28 protein-coding genes are annotated in these 18,851 nt (G+C 41.6%); 5 read left to right on the forward strand and 23 right to left on the reverse strand.

Going from position 1 to position 18,851, the window contains the following annotated elements; translation table 11 throughout:
* Window positions 1-75: 75 nt before the first annotated feature.
* The gene (locus FQ087_RS18140) at window positions 76-438 is read right to left on the reverse strand and encodes a HesB/IscA family protein (RefSeq protein WP_149582020.1); all 363 of its coding nucleotides are present in this window, start codon (window positions 436-438) and stop codon (window positions 76-78) included.
* 130 nt (window positions 439-568) lie between these two features.
* Between FQ087_RS18140 and FQ087_RS18145 the strand changes: the two genes are divergently transcribed.
* The gene (locus FQ087_RS18145) at window positions 569-1,246 is read left to right on the forward strand and encodes a DUF2225 domain-containing protein (RefSeq protein ID WP_149582021.1); all 678 of its coding nucleotides are present in this window, start codon (window positions 569-571) and stop codon (window positions 1,244-1,246) included.
* A gap of 38 nt (window positions 1,247-1,284) precedes the next feature.
* Here FQ087_RS18145 and FQ087_RS18150 read toward each other — a convergent pair whose 3' ends face one another.
* The gene (locus FQ087_RS18150; RefSeq protein ID WP_149582022.1) at window positions 1,285-1,521 is read right to left on the reverse strand and encodes a NifU family protein; all 237 of its coding nucleotides are present in this window, start codon (window positions 1,519-1,521) and stop codon (window positions 1,285-1,287) included.
* 85 nt (window positions 1,522-1,606) lie between these two features.
* Between FQ087_RS18150 and FQ087_RS18155 the strand changes: the two genes are divergently transcribed.
* Window positions 1,607-1,936 (forward strand): YuzD family protein, encoded by a 330-nt coding sequence (locus FQ087_RS18155; protein ID WP_149582023.1) that lies wholly within the window; start codon window positions 1,607-1,609, stop codon window positions 1,934-1,936.
* Window positions 1,937-2,489: 553 nt separating this feature from the next.
* Here the strand turns inward: FQ087_RS18155 and FQ087_RS18160 are convergent.
* Together FQ087_RS18160 and FQ087_RS18165 are read right to left on the reverse strand one after the other, a co-directional pair.
* Window positions 2,490-2,729: a hypothetical protein gene (locus tag FQ087_RS18160; protein WP_149582024.1), complete on the reverse strand. Its 240-nt coding sequence runs from the start codon at window positions 2,727-2,729 to the stop codon at window positions 2,490-2,492.
* On the reverse strand, window positions 2,726-3,586 hold the full coding sequence (locus tag FQ087_RS18165; protein ID WP_255452434.1) for a ParM/StbA family protein: 861 nt from the start codon (window positions 3,584-3,586) through the stop codon (window positions 2,726-2,728). Before FQ087_RS18165 ends, FQ087_RS18160 begins: the two co-directional genes overlap by 4 nt.
* Before the next feature lie 374 nt (window positions 3,587-3,960).
* On the opposite strand from FQ087_RS18165, the gene FQ087_RS18170 reads away from it, so the two are divergent.
* A complete protein-coding gene (locus FQ087_RS18170) occupies window positions 3,961-4,590 on the forward strand; it encodes a hypothetical protein (RefSeq protein WP_149582026.1) in 630 nt (209 codons plus the stop codon).
* 38 nt (window positions 4,591-4,628) lie between these two features.
* On the opposite strand, the gene FQ087_RS18175 is transcribed toward FQ087_RS18170, so the two are convergent.
* The 4 genes from FQ087_RS18175 to FQ087_RS18190 form a co-directional block, all read right to left on the reverse strand.
* Complete coding sequence (locus FQ087_RS18175; RefSeq protein ID WP_149582027.1) at window positions 4,629-4,967, reverse strand: YolD-like family protein; 339 nt, start codon at window positions 4,965-4,967, stop codon at window positions 4,629-4,631.
* A 1-nt stretch (window position 4,968) separates the two neighbouring features.
* The gene (locus FQ087_RS18180) at window positions 4,969-5,232 is read right to left on the reverse strand and encodes a YolD-like family protein (protein ID WP_188006810.1); all 264 of its coding nucleotides are present in this window, start codon (window positions 5,230-5,232) and stop codon (window positions 4,969-4,971) included.
* Window positions 5,233-5,322: 90 nt separating this feature from the next.
* Window positions 5,323-5,709: a YhjD family protein gene (locus FQ087_RS18185; protein ID WP_149582029.1), complete on the reverse strand. Its 387-nt coding sequence runs from the start codon at window positions 5,707-5,709 to the stop codon at window positions 5,323-5,325.
* On the reverse strand, window positions 5,709-5,930 hold the full coding sequence (locus tag FQ087_RS18190) for a transcriptional regulator (RefSeq protein WP_149582030.1): 222 nt from the start codon (window positions 5,928-5,930) through the stop codon (window positions 5,709-5,711). The genes FQ087_RS18185 and FQ087_RS18190 overlap by 1 nt, the downstream gene beginning before the upstream one ends.
* A 263-nt stretch (window positions 5,931-6,193) precedes the next feature.
* Here FQ087_RS18190 and FQ087_RS18195 point away from each other — a divergent pair, with 263 nt between their 5' ends.
* Both FQ087_RS18195 and FQ087_RS18200 read left to right on the forward strand, forming a co-directional pair.
* Window positions 6,194-7,051: a hypothetical protein gene (locus tag FQ087_RS18195; RefSeq protein ID WP_149582031.1), complete on the forward strand. Its 858-nt coding sequence runs from the start codon at window positions 6,194-6,196 to the stop codon at window positions 7,049-7,051.
* A gap of 33 nt (window positions 7,052-7,084) precedes the next feature.
* Window positions 7,085-7,267 carry a hypothetical protein gene (locus FQ087_RS18200; RefSeq protein WP_149582032.1) on the forward strand — a complete coding sequence of 61 codons (183 nt, stop codon included), beginning with the start codon at window positions 7,085-7,087 and terminating at the stop codon, window positions 7,265-7,267.
* Between the two features lie 58 nt (window positions 7,268-7,325).
* Here FQ087_RS18200 and FQ087_RS18205 read toward each other — a convergent pair whose 3' ends face one another.
* The 15 genes from FQ087_RS18205 to FQ087_RS18270 form a co-directional block, all read right to left on the reverse strand.
* On the reverse strand, window positions 7,326-8,096 hold the full coding sequence (locus tag FQ087_RS18205; protein WP_149582033.1) for an N-acetylmuramoyl-L-alanine amidase family protein: 771 nt from the start codon (window positions 8,094-8,096) through the stop codon (window positions 7,326-7,328).
* A gap of 1 nt (window position 8,097) precedes the next feature.
* Complete coding sequence (locus FQ087_RS18210) at window positions 8,098-8,346, reverse strand: phage holin (protein WP_149582034.1); 249 nt, start codon at window positions 8,344-8,346, stop codon at window positions 8,098-8,100.
* A gap of 17 nt (window positions 8,347-8,363) precedes the next feature.
* Window positions 8,364-8,654 carry a hypothetical protein gene (locus tag FQ087_RS18215; RefSeq protein ID WP_149582035.1) on the reverse strand — a complete coding sequence of 97 codons (291 nt, stop codon included), beginning with the start codon at window positions 8,652-8,654 and terminating at the stop codon, window positions 8,364-8,366.
* A gap of 89 nt (window positions 8,655-8,743) precedes the next feature.
* On the reverse strand, window positions 8,744-8,902 hold the full coding sequence (locus FQ087_RS22555; RefSeq protein WP_188006811.1) for a hypothetical protein: 159 nt from the start codon (window positions 8,900-8,902) through the stop codon (window positions 8,744-8,746).
* Between the two features lies 1 nt (window position 8,903).
* On the reverse strand, window positions 8,904-9,134 hold the full coding sequence (locus tag FQ087_RS18220; RefSeq protein ID WP_149582036.1) for a hypothetical protein: 231 nt from the start codon (window positions 9,132-9,134) through the stop codon (window positions 8,904-8,906).
* Window positions 9,134-11,485: a hypothetical protein gene (locus tag FQ087_RS18225; protein ID WP_149582037.1), complete on the reverse strand. Its 2,352-nt coding sequence runs from the start codon at window positions 11,483-11,485 to the stop codon at window positions 9,134-9,136. The genes FQ087_RS18220 and FQ087_RS18225 overlap by 1 nt, the downstream gene beginning before the upstream one ends.
* Before the next feature lies 1 nt (window position 11,486).
* Window positions 11,487-12,050, reverse strand: a complete 564-nt coding sequence (locus FQ087_RS18230) for a hypothetical protein (RefSeq protein WP_149582038.1) — start codon at window positions 12,048-12,050, stop codon at window positions 11,487-11,489.
* Between the two features lie 15 nt (window positions 12,051-12,065).
* A complete protein-coding gene (locus FQ087_RS18235; RefSeq protein ID WP_149582039.1) occupies window positions 12,066-13,319 on the reverse strand; it encodes a hypothetical protein in 1,254 nt (417 codons plus the stop codon).
* 60 nt (window positions 13,320-13,379) lie between these two features.
* Window positions 13,380-14,933: a hypothetical protein gene (locus FQ087_RS18240; protein WP_149582040.1), complete on the reverse strand. Its 1,554-nt coding sequence runs from the start codon at window positions 14,931-14,933 to the stop codon at window positions 13,380-13,382.
* Window positions 14,934-14,935: 2 nt separating this feature from the next.
* Window positions 14,936-15,235 (reverse strand): hypothetical protein, encoded by a 300-nt coding sequence (locus FQ087_RS18245; RefSeq protein ID WP_149582041.1) that lies wholly within the window; start codon window positions 15,233-15,235, stop codon window positions 14,936-14,938.
* Window positions 15,235-15,984, reverse strand: a complete 750-nt coding sequence (locus tag FQ087_RS18250) for a putative phage tail protein (protein WP_149582042.1) — start codon at window positions 15,982-15,984, stop codon at window positions 15,235-15,237. The genes FQ087_RS18245 and FQ087_RS18250 overlap by 1 nt, the downstream gene beginning before the upstream one ends.
* Window positions 15,977-17,050 (reverse strand): baseplate J/gp47 family protein, encoded by a 1,074-nt coding sequence (locus tag FQ087_RS18255; RefSeq protein ID WP_149582043.1) that lies wholly within the window; start codon window positions 17,048-17,050, stop codon window positions 15,977-15,979. Before FQ087_RS18255 ends, FQ087_RS18250 begins: the two co-directional genes overlap by 8 nt.
* Entirely contained in the window at window positions 17,037-17,456 is a 420-nt protein-coding gene (locus FQ087_RS18260) for a DUF2634 domain-containing protein (protein ID WP_149582044.1), read from the reverse strand. Before FQ087_RS18260 ends, FQ087_RS18255 begins: the two co-directional genes overlap by 14 nt.
* Window positions 17,456-17,884: a DUF2577 domain-containing protein gene (locus tag FQ087_RS18265; protein WP_149582045.1), complete on the reverse strand. Its 429-nt coding sequence runs from the start codon at window positions 17,882-17,884 to the stop codon at window positions 17,456-17,458. Before FQ087_RS18265 ends, FQ087_RS18260 begins: the two co-directional genes overlap by 1 nt.
* A complete protein-coding gene (locus FQ087_RS18270; protein ID WP_149582046.1) occupies window positions 17,885-18,844 on the reverse strand; it encodes an XkdQ/YqbQ family protein in 960 nt (319 codons plus the stop codon).
* Between the last annotated feature and the right edge of the window lie 7 nt (window positions 18,845-18,851).

Consider the following 18,851-nt stretch of genomic DNA (forward strand, 5'->3'; position numbering starts at 1 on the left):
TACAGACTAAATAAACCCAGTTGTCATACATAAAAAAACTCTCCTAAGTATGATTTAGGAGAGCTTGAAATAGGATCAGCAGTCTTCTGGAGTTCCTTGTTTTTTGGCTGTTCTAAACGATGTCCCACAACCGCAAGAAGCAATTGCGTTCGGGTTATTTATTGTAAATCCGCCCCCCATGAGGGACTCTTTATAGTCGACTTGTGTGCCTTCAAGAACACCCGCATCTTCCTTAGAAACGAGTATTTGTAAACCGTGTTGTTCAAGTAACATGTCTTCCGGAGACTTTTCAGTTTCAAAACCCATTCCGTATGTCAATCCGCTGCATCCTCCGCCGTTCACAGCGACACGCAGGAATGATCCTTCTTCCTCATTATGACGCATCATTTCTTTCACATGAATTGCTGCTGCTTTTGTAACTTCAACAACTTGTGTCATCCGTGTTCACCTTCCCTTTGTTTTCTTCCTTCTATCATAGCAATTAAGCCAAGCAGAGCGCAATTATATTAACTCCAGTATTGAAGGATATACGCTATAATGAAATGAATAGTACGAAAGGAAGGTTTATATGGAAATCACCCCGTTTTATGATAAAAAAGTTGCATGTCTATACTGTAAGCAAAATTTCACAACCACAAAAATACTCTCAAGATTCGTTCGGGTTTCATCCCACGAAAACGACTTCAAACCTATCTATACAAATCCAGAAGTAAATCCAATCTTTTATAACGTTGCTGTTTGCCCTCATTGTGGCTTCTCTTTTACTGATGATTTTTCCGCTTACTTTGCTCCCGGCACGGAAGCAGATATCGCAGAACGGATAACTTCTCAATGGAATGGCCGATCATTCAGTGCAAAGCGCGGTATCGACGAGGCAATTGAAACATATAAACTTGCCTATTTAAGCGCCATGTTCAAAAAGGAGAAAGTTCTTACACTGGCAGGACTCACTTTACGAATTGCTTGGCTATATCGTGATAAAGGCGCGGAGGTAGAAGAACAACGTTTTCTAACCATCGCAAGAAACTTCTATAATGCTTCGTTCTCAGAAGGTGATTTCGCTGGAACACAAATGTCAGAAACGAGGGTTTTGTACCTGATTGCAGAACTATCATGGCAAATCAATGATAAAGATGAGGCAATAAAAAGCTTTTCACGCGTTCTAGAAGGCCAGCGCAAGTCCACTGAACCAAAGATTATCAAAATGGCAAAAGAACGATGGCAAGAAATTCGGGCAACAAAATAGAAAAAGCGGACCGAACTTCGGCCCGCCCAATTTTTAACTTAAAATACTTGTTCTACTTCAACCACGCCTGGAACTTCTTCCAGAAGGGCGCGTTCAATACCTGCTTTTAGTGTAATTGTCGAGCTTGGGCATGTACCGCAAGCACCGAGTAGGCGAAGTTTCACAATGCCGTCCTCGATATCCACAAGTTCACAGTCTCCTCCATCACGCAGTAGGAATGGACGTAATTTATCTAATACTTCTTGTACTGGTTCAGTTAACATTGCATCTGTCATTGTTTTTTAACTCCCCTTTCCTTATACTTATTATAAACTGGAAAGAAGAAAAAATCCAACATTCAATCGAGAGGGGACAATTAAAATGAGTACTACTAAAACAAGTATTGAAATCTATGGTGCAGATATCATCTGTGCAAGCTGTGTCAATGCACCTTCATCCAAAGATACATACGAATGGCTTCAAGCCGCTATCGACAGAAAGTATCCAAATCAGCCCTATGATATCACATACATTAATATCGAATCAGATATTTCCGATGATAAGCACCAAAAAATTGCTCAACAAATACAGGACGATGAGTTTTTCTACCCACTAGTCATGATCAACGACGAGATGATTGGTGAAGGATATATTCAATTAAAACCGGTGTTTGCTGCACTTGAAAAGAATGGCTATATCGCAGAATCGTGAAATGATAAAGATTTACGATAATTGAGAAGAACAAAAGTGTAAGCGCCTGGTTAGAGGCGGTAATCATAAGGTGGGCTGCGGAGCGGCGTGCTTTGCCGCACAGTTGGACTGACTTATGACCCGAGCCTCTAGGCGCTGGTGTCTAGACGTGGGATAGCTTCTTTTGGAGGTTATCCATAGCACTAGATTTTATAATTTCCTATACAACAATAAAATCCCTTATTCGCTACTACGCGAATAAGGGATTTTTTGTCAACCGTTATGCCACTTATAAGAGAGGCCATTTATGTTGAGCAGAGATTGTTCATGATTCTTAACTGAAACAGTGTTCATCGCAAACAAACATTCATTCCGTATGTGATAATTCGAGTTGAATCGATAAGTGAATGTGATATTTCTTGTGACATTTTTCGTTTCAACAGATTTTTATTATGCGGGCTTTATTTGAACATAAAACAGCCACTTACTCAAATGAGTTAGTGGCTGTTTTTTCACTTTCCTATGATTTGGTATGTGTATACACCGTCATTTATAAAGCAATGCCACGTTTAGTTTATAAAAATCCACCCATCGTGTCATCCTCATCTTCTTCCTGTTCCTCCATAACTGGAATTTCCGGCATTACTGGCATCGAGGACGTCCGTATACTACCATCACGATCTTGTGCAATCAATCGTTTAATGTAGCGACTGAACTTCCCCTTGTCTTCTTTACTCTCTGCAAATTCCAGCAACCCTTTTTCATATTCGTCGGTTAAATCAAAACTAATCGATTTTGTTTTTCGACCGATCATTTAAAAGCCTTCTTGGCCAATTTGTAAAATCCTATTGCATTTGCAAAAACGGGGTCCGCAATCGTTACACGTCCATCATCATTTAGCATCGGCTGCATTAACCGTGCATTTGGATAGTGCGCAACGATATGCGGCAACATCTCTTTCGCAATCCCTCCACAAACATAAACCGCATCAGTCTTGCTCCATTTAAACTTTGTGGTTGACCGGACAATACCCATAGCCACACTTGCTAAGTCATCCTTATTTGTGACCGTTTCCATCCCGAAATTAAAAGTATCGGACGCATTGTTGATATGCCGTCGGTCTATGATAGTCGCACAGTTTATAGTACCGCTTCCAATATCAATGATTCGTACTGTTCCGGATTGCGGACTACTCCAAAACGCTCCACTGCCTTCAGCTGCCACTCTGACATCTTGAATGTGGATGGATTGCTGTTTGCCATTAACCGAGAAAATATGGTGACCAATCAGCATTTCCTGTATCTTCTTTTTTTCCGAATCCTTGTGACTAACAATCGGTTGCCCTGTTACTAAGCGGACGTTTTCTGTCCCTGGACAATACTTTTTAATATAGCGGTAGACTGCCAGCAACACACGGATCAATGTATCATCATGCGCCTTGCTATCTCCGTACATGGATGCTCCACCATAGATATCCTCGTACACGGCGATAGTCCCCGCAAATCCTTTTCTTCCGTTAATCTCAAACTCCATATCATCGTCAGCAAACGACTCAACTATGTCACGCTCAAACCAGTCACAGATAGCTGTACGATACGAATCAATACCGAATGGTCCGACAACCTTGCCACGATGATTCCCTGCATCGATTCCCAATATTAAATTACTCAAATGATTCCCTCCACAAGTTTTATTACGCATGTAGTAAATTCGGGAGGATTCCCGAGTGCAGTTATTACGCTTGTAATAAAGGATATGTATGTGGACGAAAAAAAGAACCAGACAATTTACGCCCAGTTCATTTCTTAGGTTTCTTTTTAGCAGGAATCCCGTATTTACGGCCATTCTCTGTTATCTTACGAGCCAATTCCGTTGCTTCCTCTTTTGTCATTTTACCCATTAAAACTCACTCCCTTTATATAGTAGGAGTCTGCCTATAAAACAATAATTCTATACATACCCTCTCTCCCCCACCGCATATGATGATTTAAAGCCGCTAGACTACGAGACTCTCGCGGGGATAAAACTTGATTAGGAGAGATGATGTGGGAGTGGGGAAGGGTAGAAAAGTGAGGGCAGACAAGAAACAAGAAGTTCAGCCATGGCTATCTATTGAATTACGCAATTGTATTCATCGCTTGTCTTTCATAACCGGCGAGGCTGTCAAAAATGTCGGGGAAGCTATCTGCGTTAGTGGGATATGTAATAAGAAAGTCATCAGCTATCTGTCGCAAAACTTTAAGCGAGACATTCGCATTGATAATACTTTGTATTTTGGTGATTTGAATAGGATATCAGTCAAAAAGAGAGCCGCTGCAGGTCTAAATAAACCTATTTCGATTAGATTTAATTCACAAACTTACGAGTTAATCAGTGTCCTTGCATTCGCTTTAGATTGCACTCCTTCACTAGCCTGTGCTTTGTTGTTAGATGCCAGCGTAAGGGATGTGGATTTCGTAAATGATTTTGTTGAGTCACATTTAAAAAAGAATATTGATGAAAAACAAATGAGCGAGTTAAAGAAAGTTTTGAAATACGTCAACGCAAATAACCCTTACGAAGAGACGATATCATGGGCGCGATTATTATCCTACATGGTCAGCGAAGCAAAAGTAGGCGTTGATAAGGTCCAGGACACAGTGACGGATTTCATCGTTAATAATTGGAAAAAATAAAAAAAACGACCAATCCTGTACGGATTGGTCGCTATTGTCTATTCTTCACAACGTACTCCTATAATATCCGACACCGGAATCCTATCAAGTCCAAATGGGTTATCAAGCATCACGATCATAGTCCTTAAATCAATTCCTTCTATTATACCGCCACGAGTCATGATCTTTCCATTCTTCCATGTTTTGATAAGCGTCTGGCATTTCCATTTATACGACACTTCAAGTTCATCTTGAATCGATTGCAGGTCCCACTCACTGAGTTCTGGACGATCTTCGTAATGGTCTTTATCCATCCATTTATTCAGCTCCACAATATGCTCCGGCAACATCATAGCAGTCCACTTTTTCGTTCCGCGATCACGAATGTTTTCTAACATCTCATTTCACACTCACGATATTATTCATGTTGATTTTTATGCTTTCGTAACCTACTTGCATTGTCAATTTACCTTGTTGGCCATCAACATCTTTAACGACTCCTGTAACTGACTCGTAACGCTTATGAGCATATATCGTGATTTCAACCTCTACACCAAATTCTTTTGATTCGCCGATTCTTTCACCAATTTCTAGAAAATCAGTCTCCGTCAGTTTCGGTCCTGCTACTACCTTTGATTTCGGTGGCTTTGGAATTGCTGTCATTTTTATCATCCTTTCTGTACCAATCTCTTAATTCCGCTAAGTGTTCCCTGAACAAAAGGGATATGGCCAACTTTTCAGCACTCTGATCAATCACGTTGTAGTAGCTCCTTTAGTGCTATGATTTCCTGCCGATGCAAAGTAAACATTTATCAATTCTTCTGTTCGGTTGCGCAGCCGCACATTTAAGTAACGCCTTATGTCTTCATAGCCATTATGGATAAGTACATACTCAGTGAAGGTATCGCCTTTCCCCTTTTTAATTAACTTCATGTTATGGCTTCGTGCGTATTTATTTGTTTCTTTTAAATCGGCCTGGACGGTCTTTAGTGCTCTTTCAACGATATTGATATAAGGCCCTTTCAGCTTAAACGGGCTGATCTCAATCGTCTCTCTGTCTCTCTCCAGAATCTGAATGATCATCGGTAAATAAATCATATTCTCGAAATACGGTAATGCTTCTCCTGGTATTAATGGCATTAGATTACCCTACTTTCTTTCATAACGATGGGAACAAGTGCAAGCACGTTATCAATTGTAAAAGTCCGCTTGGATTTACGTAAGAAACAGAATGCACGGAACGATGCTTCGCCTACCTGTAGTACATAGATTCTTCTTTTGCTGATTGAACCATCTTTCGCGATGTACATCATATCCAAGACTTGATTGTATTCTGCAGACTTAACTAATTGATCACGCACACTCGTTCCCCCTTTTCATTAGTATATCGAACAATTGTTCTTATTACAAGCAAATATTAAGTGGTAAACATTTTAATCTGCCTCCTGTTTATTTTTGTAGGAATAAGCAAATTATATGAATACCAAGAAAAGATGACTGCGCCTTGGGCAAATAAAAACCATGTGATAAAACCGGATTAAACTTAATATGTAATTTATAGCGAATTTTTTCATTAATTGTAGTATGATTCTCCTATATCTATTTACTTAGAGAGGAGCAAGCTATGTTTGGCGCGAAAAATAAAAAACCTACCAATGTAAAGGGTGTAGATTCTAACCATAAAGCAAAAAAGACAACAGGATTTATACTTATATTAGCTGCATTCATTACCCTTGTTGTTATAATAATCACCATGGCTGTCATGAATGCTTTCGGCAACAAATGGTGGGGGGTGTCATTCGATATTCTGAAATCTATATTTGAAATGTTGTATTTCTTAAGTGGGCTTGTTTTAATAATCGGTTTATACATAGGTTATAAACAGTTGCGAGTCGCAAGCGAAGATATAAAAATACGAAATGAAAGATTAGCCATGTCGAAAAGCTTGGATTATTTAGAGGTCTTCGCATCTGAACTATTACCAAAGATGACCGAATACGTACAAAAATCTTCCTCTTCAAATGACGACGAAATAACTGTATTTTCAATTGAAGATGTAAAAAAATTAATCGACGAAAATTACTATATCAATATAGAAAATATGGATCCTGAAATAGGAGCTTACGCATTCAGGTTACTGATTGAAAAACAAAGTCACGGAATTGAAAATATTTTTAATCAAATAGAATCATTTAGTGCGGGAATAGTGCATAGATTAGCAGATGAGACAATCGTATATGGCCCTATTTCATCTGTTTACTGCTCTTTCGTAGAAAGTGAGTTAGTCTTTTTAAGTATCCAAAGAGGGATTGGTGCACCTTTCGACAACACCATTGCGTTATACAAAAAATGGACTAAGAAGCGCGAAAGTGATGTGAACGTCTTGAAATTAAAAGAGCTTGAGGATACAATGGAAGAGACTAGAAGGCAAATTGCAGCTTCAGCAGAACTAATTAAACCACAAAAACCCATGGGAAGCTGACTTTGGGTATACAAACATTAAGGAGTGGTTTCTATGAGTAAAGAAGAAACTCTATTAGTATTTATCGAATTACAAAAAAAGTTTATCGAGAATAGCCAAAACCAAGCCTTGATCTCTGCGGGGGTAAGGCGAAAGAAGCCGGACAACACTTCGAACTTTAGTAATATATTCAGTAAGTTGCACGAAGGAATAAAAGAATACGAAACTGTTCGATAAGTAATTCGAAAACAAAAGGCGACCACTCCGAATTGGAATGGCCGCCTTTTATCTGCTCTTATTTATTTACCGCAACAGTATACTTAACCGCTAACCCCAATACATCCGCATCAGTGAGCGTGCCATTTGCTAATTTTTCTGCCCACGATACATGCGCCCCTGCCTTAACGGCTGCAGCTACGATGATTTGACGATGCGCTTTACTCGCTAACGACGTTTCTGTCTCTGATTTTAAAGCTGGGCTTGAAAACTTCAATTCCTCATCCTCCTTCGGTGGCTCCACTTTTGCTTTAAGATTAAATGCTTTAGCTATCCCATTAGCATGACCACGCGCAACTTGATTAAGAAACTTATCATTCTTTAACAGCACGGCGTCATTCGGATTATCGATAAAACCGCTCTCTGTTAGTATTGCGGCCATTTTTGAATCACGTAATACTTGCAAGTTTTTACGTTTCTTACCGCGATTATGCCAGTTGGTCGCTTTAATAACCTCGGCGTTAATTTCGTTTTGAGTAGCGATTGATGTCGCATTTACTGTTCCGGTGTATATAAAATCCTCGTATCCATAACCGCTTGGAGTCGCATTGATGTGGATGGATAGCAATAGATCCGCTCCCCATACATTCGCAATCTTGGCGCGTTCAGCAAGAGGTAGATAAACGTCGCTAGTACGGGTCATTTTAACAATTGCTCCGATGTAATCTCTAATTAAAATATCTTGTACCTTAAGAGCAATTGTGAGCGTTAAATCTTTCTCTCTCATGCCGAAACCAACTGCTCCTGGGTCATGGCCGCCGTGACCTGCATCTATTACGATTTTAACCATATTATTTCAGCCCCCTTTGTTTAAGAGCTCTTTCCTGTTTCTTCGCTTTTTCAGTTAGCAAATAAGTATTTTTATAAACACCGTAAATCAGCAATGCAAATGGAATTGCCGCAATGAGTACGGCTGTAAAAGCATTTATACTTCCCGTGTTAAACCATTCAAACTCGATGTTAAGTGTGCCCAAAAATAAAAGGATTGCTGATAGCAACCCCCCGAATAATCCGATATGTTGTTTTAGTTTATCATTCACCTTATATCATCCTCCTTTTATTTAAAAAACTGTGTAGCTGCGTAAATGATGACACCGATAAGACCGGAAGCACCCGATAAATTAAACACCACTTTCCAAAACTGCGATAATTTTATTTTGTTGGTATCAAGATGATGATCGATTAACCTATTGAGTAATGCTTTTTGTTCGGCTCCCTCTGTTTCCACCGCAGTTTTTACACTGTCCATTTTGTGAGATAGTCCGGAAACTGTTGTTTCTAGAATAGTGATACGCTGTTCATGGTTTTGCAAAATAGGCATGCCTTCTTGTTCCCTTCCGATATTCATTCAATCACTCCTTATTTTTGAGTATATAAAAAGAGCACCAGACGTGGATGCTCCGATTTTAGACATAAAAAATACACCTCAATGGGTGTTCAATCTTTCGAAGGTAAAAGCGCACCGTAGCCGTAATCCGTAGCCAAAACATGCTTAACAGCCTCCTTGTCGCTTTCCGGAACTGTTTCCACTGAGTATTTCTCTGGTTTTTCATGAATCATTTTTGCAAAAATTTTATGAATTGCTCTGATTTCCATATCACATTCCCCCAATCATCATATAGAGTTCAAGAATTGCTTCTTTATTGGTCAAATCCTCTGACCTGATGGCTAAATTCTCCATGTAAAGTTCTAGGTTAGCCTCCATAAGGAGAATACTTTCGTTTTCCAGCCGCTCAACCATCTCTTCCGACGATTCCCCATCAAATACCTTCTCAAAATCACCGAAAGTACCGTCTTGCAGACGTTTACGCCTTACTAATCCGCCCATCAGCTCAACACCCCCGAAATTAATGTTATACCTTTGTCGCTCGTCGTACTCGTTCGTGTCATCGTCAATTTTAGTATGATGTTTTCCTTTGGTGTTCCTGCATCGAATATAAATTCATCTTCCTCAATACCCTCTGAAACGAACGCCGTTGCGGATTTAGTCATTGCCACGAAATTCTCTGCTGAGCCACTTGCGCCCATTGAAATTTCCGCACTAACTACTAAGTCGCCTACTTCGCGCTCAACCCATACTAACGCTCCTTTCGCCGTACCGTTAGGAGGTGTTAACTTATACCGCACAACTGCCGTTTTTAACGGTTGCACATTGTCTTCCTTCTTAATTTGCAACGTTTTACTCGTTACTGCTCCATATGCGTCCGTGGCCTGTATCGTAATTGTATTAGCGCCCGGTGCTAGTGCCGATAACGACAATTGGAACGTGAATGGCCCGCCTGTGCCTGTGTAAACGTTTGTATATGATCCGTTTGCTATTTTGTACTTAACCGTAATCTCTCCGTTATCCGGATCTGCTACACTACCGCCAATCGTGATAATGTCGGTATTGATTAAATCGGTAGCGGACGGGAATGTATTGATCGTCAACGATGCCGGACGATTCGGAACAACGTAGAATACACGGGTTTGCTCTGCCGGTGCTCCGCCCTGGTTATCCTCCGCCCAAACTCTTAACGTGTGCTGTCCGCCCTCGACAAGTACCGGCGTTACGGCCTCGGCTCCGTTGTACAGCATCCCACCTTTAAATATGAGCGTTAGGTTGAACGGTATTGCCGCACCTGTTGAAATGTGCGTTAAAATCGCCCGCTTTTCGCCTCCATCTATTTGATACATGACAGTAACGACATTACCACTATCCGTGTCTGTGGCTGTGCCGATAATGCCATAAGTATCATTTTCGTACAATGTACGGCTATCTGTGGTGCTTAACGTCATTGTCGGCGCCGCATTGTGCTGTATCGTGAACGCCTCGGAATAAACATAATCGGAATACACATTGCTTGTATTTTTTGCTCTGACTCTGAATTCAACGTTTTGCAAAGCTTTATCTATCGTTACTGTGAATGGCCTTGTAAGTGCGTTTGAGTGCGTACCTACAATTGCCCATGCGCCTCCATTGTATCGGTGCTCAACTTCGTAAACGCTTATACTAGGCGCTGTGGATGCTACAAAAGCAAGGGTTAACGCTTGTTTAGGTAACAATGTTGTGTTAGGTGCGGGCGTTGTGAATCCTCCTGGCGGTGCGATACTTTGTGATACTCGACTGCCTCGGACGTACCAAAAACCGTCTGTGTGCTTGCCGTTGGTCGGGTACGCGCCCTCTGTCGCTGTAATGTTGGATTGGACTAATGTTCCTTGTGCGTCGGGACCGATGACACCCGTTAAGGTCGTCATCTTTCGCATGCCATTGGCATCCATCGCCACTAACTTGTCCGCGCTCACATTGTTAACTCCACCAGACGGAACGTAAACCACCGTCGTCCACGGATGTGAACCGTATCCACTTACTGTAAAGAACCCTGTAGTAGTATCGAAAAACATACCTGAATAACCTATGGTATTACTCCCAAACCACGCATCGGATTTTGGTGTTTCCGAAATGATATAGGGTTTCTTTACGTTGTATTTACTCCAATAATACATAGGTTTCGCAACGGTCAATAATGCGCTATCTCTATAAGCTGATTCCAAACCGTTAGAATCAACGGCCTTAACTCGGAACTTTACGGACGTTGCTGTTGGTACGGCATAAGTGAACGTTGGTGACGTTGGTTGTGCGATAACGGTCCACCCGCCGCCGTTTATCGATGCCTCCAAAACATACTTTGATAGGTTGCTTTCTGCATCGCCCGATGATCCCCAGGTAACGGCCTTGCTATCACCAATTTCTAACGTGCCTGTTGGTTGTGTGAATGCGCCAGGCATTGTTGGGGCTGTGTTAACAATATTTCTTCGGATATACCAATATCCATCACTATGCCTATCATTCGCCGGATAAGCGTTGGCTTCGGCTATAACATTTGATTGAACTAATGAACCGATTTTATAACCGGTAAAAGCCATAGTATATATATATAACTCGAATCGTACTTGGTCTGGTACTCCGTTTGTGTATTTGTATAGTTTGTTGGAATAAGTATTATAAACGGTTTCCCCGCTATAACCAGGGTAAATTGTTTTATATATCCCGTTACCTACCGGATTACCATACTCGTTTATAGAATACCCGGTGTGGCCGTTAATTTTCCCGCCACTTGGTTGTTCGTATTGAGAACTTTCTAAGGTTAATCCATAAGTTTCTACCGCCATATACTTGTCGAAATAATAATTAGCCACCTTACACCACCTCCATTACAGACACTTTGAGCGTTCCCCAATGTCCGTAAATAATTTGTTGTCTTATCGCGTCAAATGCCGCGTTCGTCCGTGCTACCCTGGCGCCTTTTTTATACACTTTTGTAAGTGCCGGGACTGTTATTCCTGTGGCTGTAACTGTCGCAATTTTGACCGTTTCCTGCTGCTCATCATCGTATATCGTGACGTATTCACCCGCTTTAAAAGGTATAGCATCCAATTTGACTGTCGTTGCACCTACCACCAGGGCAACCTGTGACACTGCCGCACTCATTAATCGAGTTAATTGTTTCGGCGGTTGTCCGTCTAACGTGTCAAAAAATGTCCCGTTATTTTCTTTAACTCGGCCCAACATTTCGATTTCAATTTGCATCCGTTGTCTTTCCGCATAGGCTTTCATCAATAGTTCGTAGGCGTCAAACACGCCATTTTCGATGTTGTTTATCCTGGATGCGGTAAAGCGTGTTCCTTCCTGGATAACAACTCCGCTCTCTGTATCCACAATATGATCGTGCCATAAGAGTTTTAAATATGGATTCTGTTGCACTCTCTCACTCCCTTTTTATAGTAAGTCTTCCGGCGCCGGTGTCCACGGGGTTGCTGCGGTTCCTAGTTCTAGTTTTAATTTACGCAATTCAAAACTAGTCCCATTATTGTTTGCTCCTATCATTACAGCCGCGTTCGTCCTGGCTTTGGCTCTGAACACCATTTGGTAAAAATTCCATTGATTATCGGTTTTTATAGAAATGCTGTTAATAGAATAGTTACCCTCGTTTTTATCCATGACATAGTTGTAATTAAGGGAATACATATCTGCTGTTTTCATTTCAAACGATAGCGTATAAATTTGTCCCTCTTCTAAAAACGTTAAATAGTCGGTTACAACACCATAATTGACGTTAACCCTATCAACTTTGACGCTTTTTGGATTGCCATTAATAATAGTCGCTACACACCAGTTCCACTCTTCCGGTTTATGATGGTAATTGGTATTAACCAACAAGTTACGCCCCTCATAAACTGTCAATCTTGACAGACTACTGAATCCTAACTCCCCGGCTTTTACCTCCGATGTCGTCCGCGCTACAAGTGCGTTTATCTTGTACGGAAGGGCTGTGGGCGTGATTGTCAACGATCCTACTCCCACGGCTGTTATTTTTACATTTTCATTGCTTACACCGTCCGTTATCGTCACTTCCTGCCCGACATAAAAGCCGGTTGACGTGCTGACGGGTATAACAATATCACTATAATTAGTTAGTTTTACGGAATCAATTTCCATATTCACACCCGCGGTTGTTGCCCAATCAAAACGGAAACCTCGAATGTCGCCGTTTGTTTTCCACGCGCTATGCGTCCAGGCGTCTAAAAGTGCGGTGTGCCATTGACCATCCGCAATAAGTGACGCCCCGCGCATCTGGTGCGCCACATGTGCGCTAGTGTGTAAATCGTTTGTAAAGTATATTTCCCACGCCGTTGATATCCCGTTCAATATTCGATACCGAAACTCTATAAAGCGCGCAACATTAGGATCGAATGAACCTATTTTCTCCATAATTATCATTGGATCGGTATTAATAGATGTGACGTTAATAACACCATTGGCAACGCTGTTAACGGTTGTACTTGACACGTTATATGGCAAGGTGTCAAATTCATCTGCATATAAAACCTTTTTCGCCACGGTTGCGGCCGCATTATAACGGCTCATGCCCGTCATGGTTGCAAGGTCATCCTTGAATGACAGACCTGGCCGGATGAAATCGGTCCATCTATCCTTGTTAAATATGCGGCCCGTCTTAGTCGCCCATTGCAACCCGTCCCAAATCTTTAACTCTTTCACCGCTTGCCCGTTTGCTAGTTTAATATGAGCCATTTAAATCACAATCCAAATATCATTGGGCTGCGGATTTACGGGCGCGGTTGCTGATACGGTTATTCGTGCCGCGTTGGATGCCGGGAATTGGCTGTTATTGGTCAATTGACTTGTTTGGGTCGGTATGATCGGTTTGTTGAGTAAAGAGGCGTATTCATGTGTATGGATGGCCAACTCTTCCAATAGGATTAAGTCAATGGCCGGTTTGGCCCCGGAATAAGTAATTTTGTCCAGTAACGCCTTATTTGTATGGGTGTGAATCTGATTCAATAGCGCTTGTGTAATACTGGCCAATACTGTCGCATTGCTATGTGTATGGGTATTCGTGAGGTGTGCCTGTGTCAATGCGTCCAATACTGTCTTGTTCGCATGGTTATGGCTGTTATCAATGATAGCTTGGGTAATTAAATCTAGGATTAATTTGTTTGCATGGGCGTGTTTAGCATCGTGCGCCTCTGTTATTTTTGTACGCTCATCGGGTGAAATGTGTTTTACATTGTCGTTTGCATGGGCGGTAACTTTCGCCTGGGAACCCACGGTTGTCTCTAGTTCGTCCCATTCGCTCCAAATGTTAGTTAACTGATTCCCATAACGCGTCCACATTTTTGTGGAATAACCATCATAGGCAAGCTGTCTTACATAACCGCCCGATTGGTCATTCCATGCCCGTTCAGTGAAAACATGTACAAAAGTACCCGCTTTGCCCGCAAGTCCTACTGCGGTTGAATTTTTGAACTCTTGGGTTGTTCGGTAACTCGCGTAATCAACGGGACTAGGAACAACTGCGCGGTTATCGAGAATTCTAAGGCCTGTCATCGCTAATGCATACGCCTGGGCGCTGACCTTAGCCGCCTCCGCTTTAGCGGTAGCACCGGCGGGCGTTTCCTTCGCATCTAGCGCCGCCTGTAACCCTGTTATCTGCGTTATTGGATGTTCATGGGCTGCCGGCGGGAATAGTGTAGGTTTTCCGGTCAATGCCGCCCAGGATAATAGCACGTCGATGCTCTCGTTCTCTGCAATCTTTATCCATGCTGCGGATTGGTAAATATATTGCGCCCACCCACTAATAACAGTGGTGTCTGCGGTAGCATTTACAACGTGTACGATAATGGAATCCTTGTTTACAAGGGCGTTTCTTTCGGCAATCGTCTGAACGACTTTTATCTTTAAATTCGTAACGCTCTCAACAATGTTGACTAACCTTCGTTCGTGGTCCGTCAAGGTTACACCGTGGGCCGCTATGTCGTCCAAATGCTTTTGGGTTACCTTGTCCAATACCGTCTTGTTCGCATGCTTGTGCGTGTCATCTATGACAGTCTGCGTTATATGCTTTAGCACCGGCATGTTTTGGTGTTCGTGGATGTCGTCTAACAGTTCTTGTGTGACAGTGTTCAATACTTTCTTGTTCGGGTGATCGTGCATAACAGTATCCAAAGTTAAAAGTTCCTGCTCTATTTTGTTCATGTTTTCAGCGGAATAAGGCGTTCCCTTTTGTAATTCGTTCCCTTCGTCATCGTATACAGTGTTTTTCCAGGTGGTCACTTCATACGTCATATTTAACCCTCCTGTACCGTGATAGTGAATTCAAATGCGAGGACTAAGCCATCATCTTTCTTCTCGATACTAAACGGCTTGATTGCCAATATTTCATTTGCCGAAGATAATAGCTGCGCTTCTTCAACGTAACCTGTTTCCGTTTCGAGGTAGATGTATTTCCGTAATACTTTACCTTCTTTGACGGTTTTGAAAATATCGTAATTGACATATTGGCCGTTAAACTTAACTTTTCCACGATGGACCAATTCGTCTAAATAATTGATTAAGCGGTCAACTAAAACCTGCTGTACAACGCTCATCAGATATCCCCCTCTCCTGCATAAATCGTTCCTGCACGTTTATATAAAATGTCATTGTTGCGATATTCGCTAGCTAGTGTGACGTTGATTTCTTCATTTTCAACCGCAATTGCTGCAGTGACAAATGTGTTGCAGATTGGATAAAGGACATCAAAGGCATAGGTTTTATCCTGTATTGTTATTGGTATACGCGCAATGCCGCCTTCGATTTCTGCTGTGTGGAATGTATTGCAGATTTTGTATGGGACATCAAAATGATACACTCGCGAATAAAAGACTAAATATTCACTCGCCAACAAAATCGCGGTCGATATATCAATATTTAATGGAATAATTCGTTCCAACATTTTTTTGACCTCATTATAAAACAAACTACTTTCCACGTTAACCAGTACTTCGAGTTCGAGCAACAATACATCCAAATCCAAGATGTGTCTTTTTTCTCCAATCAAACTATCTAAAAGTTGTTTTAAATATTCGAATGTATACGGAGAGTTTTCTTGCTTTCGAGCAAGTAACCGGCGCTTTCGGAAATCAAGCGTTTCTGTCTTTCTGTCAGGCAAGATATTAAACTCATTTTCTCTTCGATAAATTGCAGGTTCGCTGGACGTCAGGATGTACTGATCGTCCTCAAATTGCTGTATCGCTTCATCGATAAGGTTCAATTGCCTTGACTGGACTTTAGTCAGTTCTTGAAATTCCATTATGTCTCGGTAGTAAGCAGGAAGTTCCTCCATCACCCTATTCATTCAATACCACACTCCCCTTGGTAGGGATTTCATGCGGTAGCGTAATATTCGTAGCCAACCCGTTAAAAGTTGTTCCTAAGATGTCCTGTACACCCTCTAGTGACAAGATTCGAGATTCTAAATGACTAATTCGCAAAATGAGTGGAAAACCTTTATTCCATTCACTTCGAACTTCCGCGAGGTATTCGTCTATGATTTCAATGACTAACGGTTCAATTTGCCCCAACGTGACACCAACTAACGAAAGAGTGGCAACTATATCAACCACTAATTTTTCAACCGCCTCAATCGTCACGATATGACCTATGGGTGCTGTACCGAGTCCGTCGCCTTGACCTTCAAGAGGATCTATTTTATTTTGCACGAATGCAACTGTTTCGGGGCTCGGTACGTTGAATGTAGAATCGATAATGACAGCTCGGACACTTCCACCCCCAAAAGGTGCACGGAATAATTGAACGCCTCCAACACCTTGGATATCCATGATTTTTCTTTTGTAATCAGCACGATTCCCGCCGAAAGCAGGTTCGTTGATGTGGTCTAGGTATTTCGCATAAAGCGACTCATCCGTTTCCTCAATTTCACCAGGCACGAGTACATCAGTTAATGCTGCACTGCCTAAGTCATTAAGAGGTTCAGTCGGTAATAGTTCTCCGTAATCTTGATTCCCGATAACACCAAAGTCTTCAGAACGTAACCGATACTCGCCGTCTACGATTTTTTCAATCACAACATAAGTAAGATTATTCAAACCGAAACGTGAACCGATAGGTACGTTAAACGGACGTTCATCCGTTCCTATAAAAACACCTTTCCGCACGGCTCTTGACGCTTGTTTCTTATAAACTCCGTGCTCTGCGATACGTCTCTCAAGGTATTCGCCATCAGATGAATCAGCAAAAGTTAGCTGCATTACCAGGTCAATGTTCGAATACATTTCAGACATTGGAACGGCGACAGCTGCTGTCGAATCAAAGATGATGGCACCTTCACGTTTATCAACGTCGTTTGCAACTTCATCAAGTGCTTGGTCACGAATATGAGCAACTGTTTTATGTTCGAACATAATCAATCACCTCCCTCAAAACAACCACGTCACCGTATAGCGTAGGGCATGAAAACGATACATAGGTATTGTCTTTTTCGAATTCTAAACGAAAATTATTAACGGCTGTAAAGCGTTCATCTTGCAACAATGCCTCTTTTATCCGTCTCGGGAGCTCCCCACGGACGAAAATTTGATCATGGCCAATCATATTCTCGAATCCGTACCCCTCCGAATAGATCATGTGACTAAAGCGGACCGTGTCCAACACTTTGTAAGCAGCTTGCTCCATCGCTTTCAGCCCATCAATCATCCCTGTGCATCGTCCGCGTTTAAAGTCTAATTGATACGTGCGGGTAGGTAGTTGAGCGGTATCAATGACCTCCATATCTTCCGAAACAGTTATTTCCCCAATTGGTAGAACCATTAAGCTTCCACCACCCTATCCATAACAAAGAATTTATGGCCGCCCTGCATTCGAACAAGTGACACCTTATCTCCCTTTTTTAACACATTTTCAAACGTCATTTTCGTATTCGACAATTCATATTTTCCGTACGGAATGGCAGGCGGTGATCCGATGTAATTTCTAGATGATGCCGCACTTTTAACCTCATCCCCGATGTCAGCATCCTTGTCCCAAGTTTTAGGGAACTCATATCGAATGGTTACGATTCGATCATGACGAGTAAGATGTTCAGCTATCAAAAGAAACTCTCTAGTTAAAGTAAGTTTCGAATGAATTTCTATTTCAAGCGGTTCAGCCTTTGTAACGACCCCAAAAATCAAGTTAACTGGATTCGTGGAATTGAAGGCTTCAATTGCTGTTCTTTTTATCAAGTCTAATAGGCTCACTTAAATCACCTTCACTTTCAGCGACATTACGTGAATACCACCTACCCATTTATGGGAGCAATCGTCCACAAGGAAGTATTCTGCAACGCCAATCTTTTCAATATAGACATACACGAAACTCCCAGCACGTACTCGCCAATCACCTAAACAGTCTAGATCAAGTGTTTTCGTTTCTCGATTGCGAAGTTTAAGCAACCTTTCGGCGAGTTCTTTAATTTGAGCAGGCTTCATGTTCTCGTCAACTTTACGGAATTCCTGCAAACGGCCAAACTTAGCAATGCTTACACTGTCCTGGAAAATATACACTTCGCGTTTGCTCTTTTTCTCATCATCATGGACCAATTTAATTCGGTTATAAGTTTCTTTATCTATTGATTTATTGTAATCAAAATCAAAAAGCAGACTGTCTTCTCCAATGTAGAAGTCATCTGCTTTAATCATCATATTCTTAATATTTTTTAGCGTTATCGAACCAAAATCATCAAACAAAACAAAGTTTCGATTCGTCGCAATCAATGTGGAATCGAGAAACTTCAAAGCTACGTCAAGCGCTTTCTTGTCATCCTCAACGATACCAGGTACCGTATAACCTGTATCCTCAAATGTGCCGACCTTCAACCCTAAATCAGTCACAATCTTCTTGATGGCAGCAGTTGCAGTCGTTGTCTTGAAAACGAAGGTATCATTTGACATCATGTACCGCAATTGGTCAAAGGCTTTGACGGACACTTCACCATTACGTGTATATCCGCTATCAAAAACATATCCGTAGAAAACCTTATGCTTTCCGTCCATCACACGGATAATAGAACCGTTATTAATTGGATACTTTAGCGGATCCTCGATGACAAGTTTCGCATCGAGAGTACCCGCTTTTCCAATACGCTCCGTTTTCCACCCAATTGATGAAACAGGCATATCCCAAACGTTTCCGTCTTTATTATCAATTAATACTTCCATGCAACAC

It is taken from the genome of Sporosarcina sp. ANT_H38 (assembly GCF_008369195.1).
Classification (GTDB): domain Bacteria; phylum Bacillota; class Bacilli; order Bacillales_A; family Planococcaceae; genus Sporosarcina.

Coding starts and splice junctions, on each gene's coding strand:
- FQ087_RS18140 (WP_149582020.1), bottom strand. CDS start 438: ATGACACAAGTTGTTGAAGTTACAAAAGCAGCAGCAATTCATGTGAAA.
- FQ087_RS22555 (WP_188006811.1), bottom strand. CDS start 8,902: ATGGAAATCAGAGCAATTCATAAAATTTTTGCAAAAATGATTCATGAA.
- FQ087_RS18240 (WP_149582040.1), bottom strand. CDS start 14,933: ATGACGTATGAAGTGACCACCTGGAAAAACACTGTATACGATGACGAA.
- FQ087_RS18250 (WP_149582042.1), bottom strand. CDS start 15,984: ATGAATAGGGTGATGGAGGAACTTCCTGCTTACTACCGAGACATAATG.
- FQ087_RS18195 (WP_149582031.1), top strand. CDS start 6,194: ATGTTTGGCGCGAAAAATAAAAAACCTACCAATGTAAAGGGTGTAGAT.
- FQ087_RS18270 (WP_149582046.1), bottom strand. CDS start 18,844: ATGGAAGTATTAATTGATAATAAAGACGGAAACGTTTGGGATATGCCT.
- FQ087_RS18155 (WP_149582023.1), top strand. CDS start 1,607: ATGAGTACTACTAAAACAAGTATTGAAATCTATGGTGCAGATATCATC.
- FQ087_RS18180 (WP_188006810.1), bottom strand. CDS start 5,232: ATGACAGCAATTCCAAAGCCACCGAAATCAAAGGTAGTAGCAGGACCG.
- FQ087_RS18255 (WP_149582043.1), bottom strand. CDS start 17,050: ATGTTCGAACATAAAACAGTTGCTCATATTCGTGACCAAGCACTTGAT.
- FQ087_RS18200 (WP_149582032.1), top strand. CDS start 7,085: ATGAGTAAAGAAGAAACTCTATTAGTATTTATCGAATTACAAAAAAAG.
- FQ087_RS18175 (WP_149582027.1), bottom strand. CDS start 4,967: ATGTTAGAAAACATTCGTGATCGCGGAACGAAAAAGTGGACTGCTATG.
- FQ087_RS18220 (WP_149582036.1), bottom strand. CDS start 9,134: ATGGGCGGATTAGTAAGGCGTAAACGTCTGCAAGACGGTACTTTCGGT.
- FQ087_RS18185 (WP_149582029.1), bottom strand. CDS start 5,709: ATGCCATTAATACCAGGAGAAGCATTACCGTATTTCGAGAATATGATT.
- FQ087_RS18260 (WP_149582044.1), bottom strand. CDS start 17,456: ATGGTTCTACCAATTGGGGAAATAACTGTTTCGGAAGATATGGAGGTC.
- FQ087_RS18215 (WP_149582035.1), bottom strand. CDS start 8,654: ATGAATATCGGAAGGGAACAAGAAGGCATGCCTATTTTGCAAAACCAT.
- FQ087_RS18150 (WP_149582022.1), bottom strand. CDS start 1,521: ATGACAGATGCAATGTTAACTGAACCAGTACAAGAAGTATTAGATAAA.
- FQ087_RS18205 (WP_149582033.1), bottom strand. CDS start 8,096: ATGGTTAAAATCGTAATAGATGCAGGTCACGGCGGCCATGACCCAGGA.
- FQ087_RS18145 (WP_149582021.1), top strand. CDS start 569: ATGGAAATCACCCCGTTTTATGATAAAAAAGTTGCATGTCTATACTGT.
- FQ087_RS18245 (WP_149582041.1), bottom strand. CDS start 15,235: ATGAGCGTTGTACAGCAGGTTTTAGTTGACCGCTTAATCAATTATTTA.
- FQ087_RS18160 (WP_149582024.1), bottom strand. CDS start 2,729: ATGATCGGTCGAAAAACAAAATCGATTAGTTTTGATTTAACCGACGAA.